Origin of the sequence: Pseudomonas sp. NPDC088444, assembly GCF_044900175.1 — a bacterium.
GTDB lineage: Bacteria > Pseudomonadota > Gammaproteobacteria > Pseudomonadales > Pseudomonadaceae > Aquipseudomonas.
In genome coordinates, this window is the sequence record NZ_JBJDNK010000027.1 from 4,437 (window position 1) to 8,577 (window position 4,141).

At 56.6% G+C, this 4,141-nt stretch carries 1 protein-coding gene and 1 pseudogene; both read right to left on the reverse strand.

What is annotated here, in order from left to right:
• Nucleotides 1-71: pseudogene (rpsL, locus tag ACI2KB_RS28995) on the reverse strand (30S ribosomal protein S12); the annotation flags it as partial.
• 203 nt (nucleotides 72-274) lie between these two features.
• Nucleotides 275-4,141, reverse strand: a 3,867-nt coding sequence (gene rpoC, locus ACI2KB_RS29000; protein ID WP_404640507.1) for a DNA-directed RNA polymerase subunit beta', incomplete at its 5' end; no start/stop codon positions are given.

Below are 4,141 nucleotides of genomic sequence, written 5' to 3' on the forward strand. Positions count from 1 at the left end.
AGCGCAGGAACGTCGGATTTCTCGACGATACGCTTGCGCGGCTGACGTACCAGCTGGTTGATAGTTGCCATCTACTAGCTCCACTGTTGTCTTGCGACGCTATTGTCTTGCAAGAAAAGCAAAATGGCAGGACGAAAGTCCCGCCAGATTTTGGGGTTCAAGAGTCTAAAGAGGATCCTGCCCCCAGTCAAGGCAATGCCCTGCCCTCCGCAACCCACCTGAGGCGACAGACAGCTGTCGAACAGGAAGGCCACAGAACAACAGGGCAGTACACTCAATTGTTGCTGGAATTCAGCGCTTCGGTCAGCGCTGCTTCCACTTCGCTCGCGCTAACGCGCAGCGGTTTTTCGGAATCACGACGACGCTTACGTTCGCTGTGATAAGCCAGACCAGTGCCCGCCGGGATCAAACGACCCACGACGACGTTCTCCTTCAGGCCACGCAGATAATCGCGCTTGCCGGTTACGGCCGCCTCGGTCAGAACGCGAGTGGTTTCCTGGAAGGAAGCCGCCGAGATGAACGATTCGGTAGACAACGATGCTTTGGTGATGCCGAGCAGTACGCGGGTGAACTTCGCAATGAACTTCTCCTCTTGTACCAGTCGCTCGTTCTCTACCAAGACATGCGTCAACTCCATCTGGTCGCCCTTGATGAAGCTCGAATCGCCCGACTCGCTGATCTCGACCTTGCGCAGCATCTGGCGAAGAATCGTTTCGATGTGCTTGTCGTTGATCTTCACGCCTTGCAGACGGTAAACGTCCTGAATCTCGTTGACGATGTATTTCGCCAGTGCGCTGACACCCAGCAAACGCAGAATGTCATGCGGATCGCTAGGACCGTCGGAGATAACCTCACCACGGTTTACCTGCTCCCCCTCGAACACGTTCAGGTGACGCCACTTCGGAATCAGCTCTTCGTACGGGTCGCTACCATCGTTCGGCGTAATCACCAGACGACGCTTGCCCTTAGTCTCTTTACCGAAGGCGATCGTACCGCTGACTTCTGCGAGGATCGACGCTTCTTTTGGACGACGCGCTTCGAACAGGTCGGCAACGCGCGGCAGACCACCGGTGATGTCACGGGTTTTCGACGTTTCTTGCGGAATACGAGCGAGTACGTCACCCACACCCACTTGTGCGCCGTCCGCGATACCAACCAGCGCGTTCGCCGGCAGGAAGTATTGCGCCGGTACGTCGGTACCAGGCAGCAACAGATCCTTGCCATCTACACCGACCATCTTGACCGCTGGACGAATGTCCTTGCCAGCAGCAGGACGATCCTTCGGATCAAGTACTTCGATGTTGGTCAGACCGGTCAATTCGTCGGTCTGGCGCTTGATCGTAATACCCTCTTCCATGCCCACGTAGGTCACAGTACCTTTCAGCTCGGTAACGATTGGGTGAGTGTGCGGGTCCCACTTGGCCACAATAGCGCCAGCGTCGACCTTGTCACCTTCTTTCACCGAAATCACGGCACCGTATGGCAGCTTGTAACGCTCGCGTTCACGACCGAATTCATCGGCAATCGCCAACTCGCCGGAACGAGAAACGGCAACCAAGTTGCCGTCAGCACGCTCGACGTGCTTCAGGTTGTGCAGGCGTACAACACCGCCATTCTTGACCTGAACACTGTCGGCAGCGGAAGTACGGCTTGCCGCACCACCGATGTGGAACGTGCGCATGGTCAGTTGGGTACCCGGCTCACCGATGGACTGTGCAGCGATAACGCCAACCGCTTCACCAATGTTCACCAGATGACCACGAGCCAGATCACGGCCGTAGCACTTGGCGCAGATGCCGTAGCGGGTTTCACAGCTGATCGGCGAGCGCACGACGACTTCGTCGATGCTGTTCAGCTCGATGAACTCGACCCACTTCTCATCTACCAGAGTGCCTGCAGGAACGATGACGTCCTCGGTGCCCGGCTTGAATACGTCACGTGCGATCACACGACCCAGTACGCGCTCACCCAGCGGCTCGACGACGTCACCGCCTTCGATGTGCGGAGTCATCAGCAGGCCCTGTTCGGTGCCGCAGTCGACTTCGGTCACGACCAGGTCTTGCGCCACGTCTACCAGACGGCGAGTCAGATAACCGGAGTTCGCGGTTTTCAACGCGGTATCCGCCAGACCTTTACGAGCACCGTGAGTCGAGATGAAGTACTGAAGTACGCTCAGACCTTCACGGAAGTTCGCCGTGATCGGCGTCTCAATGATCGAGCCGTCCGGCTTGGCCATCAGGCCCCGCATACCCGCCAACTGACGAATCTGTGCAGCGGAACCCCGCGCACCCGAGTCAGCCATCATGTACATCGAGTTGAACGATTCCTGGTCCACGGTCTCGCCGTGACGGTCAACGACCTTCTCTTTCGAGAGGTTGGCCATCATCGCCTTGGACACTTCGTCGTTCGCCTTCGACCAAAGGTCGATCACCTTGTTGTACTTCTCGCCCTGAGTGACCAGGCCGGACGCGTACTGGCTTTCAATTTCTTTAACTTCTTCGGTAGCAGTATCGATGATGCGAGCTTTCTCATCAGGGATAACGAAGTCGTTAACGCCAATCGAAACACCCGAGATCGTCGAGTACGCGAAACCGGTGTACATCAACTGGTCAGCAAAGATCACAGTCTCTTTCAGACCAACCACGCGGTAGCACTGGTTGATCAGCTTGGAGATCGCTTTCTTCTTCATCGGCGTGTTGACCACGTCGAAGGACAGCCCCGCCGGAACCACCTGGAACAGCAATGCACGGCCGACAGTGGTGTCGACAATGCGGGTATTGGTCACGCTACCGCCATCACGATCGTTCACGGTTTCGTTGATACGAACCTTGATCTTGGCGTGCAGCGCAGCTTCGCCGGCGCGGAACACGCGATCGACTTCCTGCAGGTCCGCGAACACACGACCTTCGCCCTTGGCGTTGATCGCCTCACGAGTCATGTAGTACAGACCCAGTACAACGTCCTGCGAAGGAACGATGATTGGCTCACCGTTGGCTGGCGACAGAATGTTGTTGGTCGACATCATCAACGCACGCGCTTCCAACTGGGCTTCCAGTGTCAGCGGTACGTGAACGGCCATTTGGTCACCGTCGAAGTCGGCGTTGTATGCCGCACAAACCAGCGGGTGCAGCTGGATTGCCTTACCTTCGATCAACACCGGTTCAAACGCCTGAATACCCAGACGGTGAAGAGTCGGTGCACGGTTAAGCAGTACCGGGTGTTCACGAATCACTTCAGCGAGAACGTCCCAAACTTCTGGCAGCTCACGCTCGACCATCTTCTTGGCAGCCTTGATGGTGGTCGCCAGACCACGCATTTCCAGCTTGCCAAAAATGAACGGCTTGAACAGCTCAAGTGCCATTTTCTTCGGCAGACCGCATTGGTGCAGACGCAGGGTGGGACCTACGGTAATAACCGAACGACCCGAGTAGTCAACACGCTTACCAAGCAAGTTCTGACGGAAACGACCTTGCTTACCCTTGATCATGTCAGCCAAGGATTTCAGAGGACGCTTGTTCGAGCCGGTAATGGCGCGACCACGACGACCGTTGTCGAGAAGCGCGTCCACAGCTTCCTGCAGCATGCGCTTTTCGTTGCGCACGATGATGTCCGGAGCGGACAGATCCAGCAGGCGCTTCAAACGGTTGTTACGGTTGATCACTCGACGATACAGATCGTTGAGGTCAGACGTCGCGAAACGGCCACCATCCAGGGGAACCAGTGGACGCAGATCTGGCGGCAGAACCGGCAGAACGGTCAACACCATCCACTCAGGCAGGTTGCCAGAACCCTGGAACGCTTCCATCAGTTTCAGGCGTTTGGACAGCTTCTTGATCTTGGTTTCGGAGTTGGTTTGCGGAATTTCTTCGCGCAGACGGCCAATCTCGTGCTCCAGATCGATAGCGTGCAGCAGCTCGCGGACAGCCTCGGCACCCATGCGGGCATCAAAGTCGTCACCGAACTCTTCGAGAGCTTCGAAATACTGCTCGTCGTTCAGCAGCTGACCTTTCTCAAGCGTGGTCATGCCCGGATCGATAACGACATAGCTCTCAAAATAGAGAACGCGCTCGATATCACGCAGGGTCATGTCCATCAGCAGGCCGATACGGGACGGCAGCGATTTCAGGAACCAGCTGTGAGC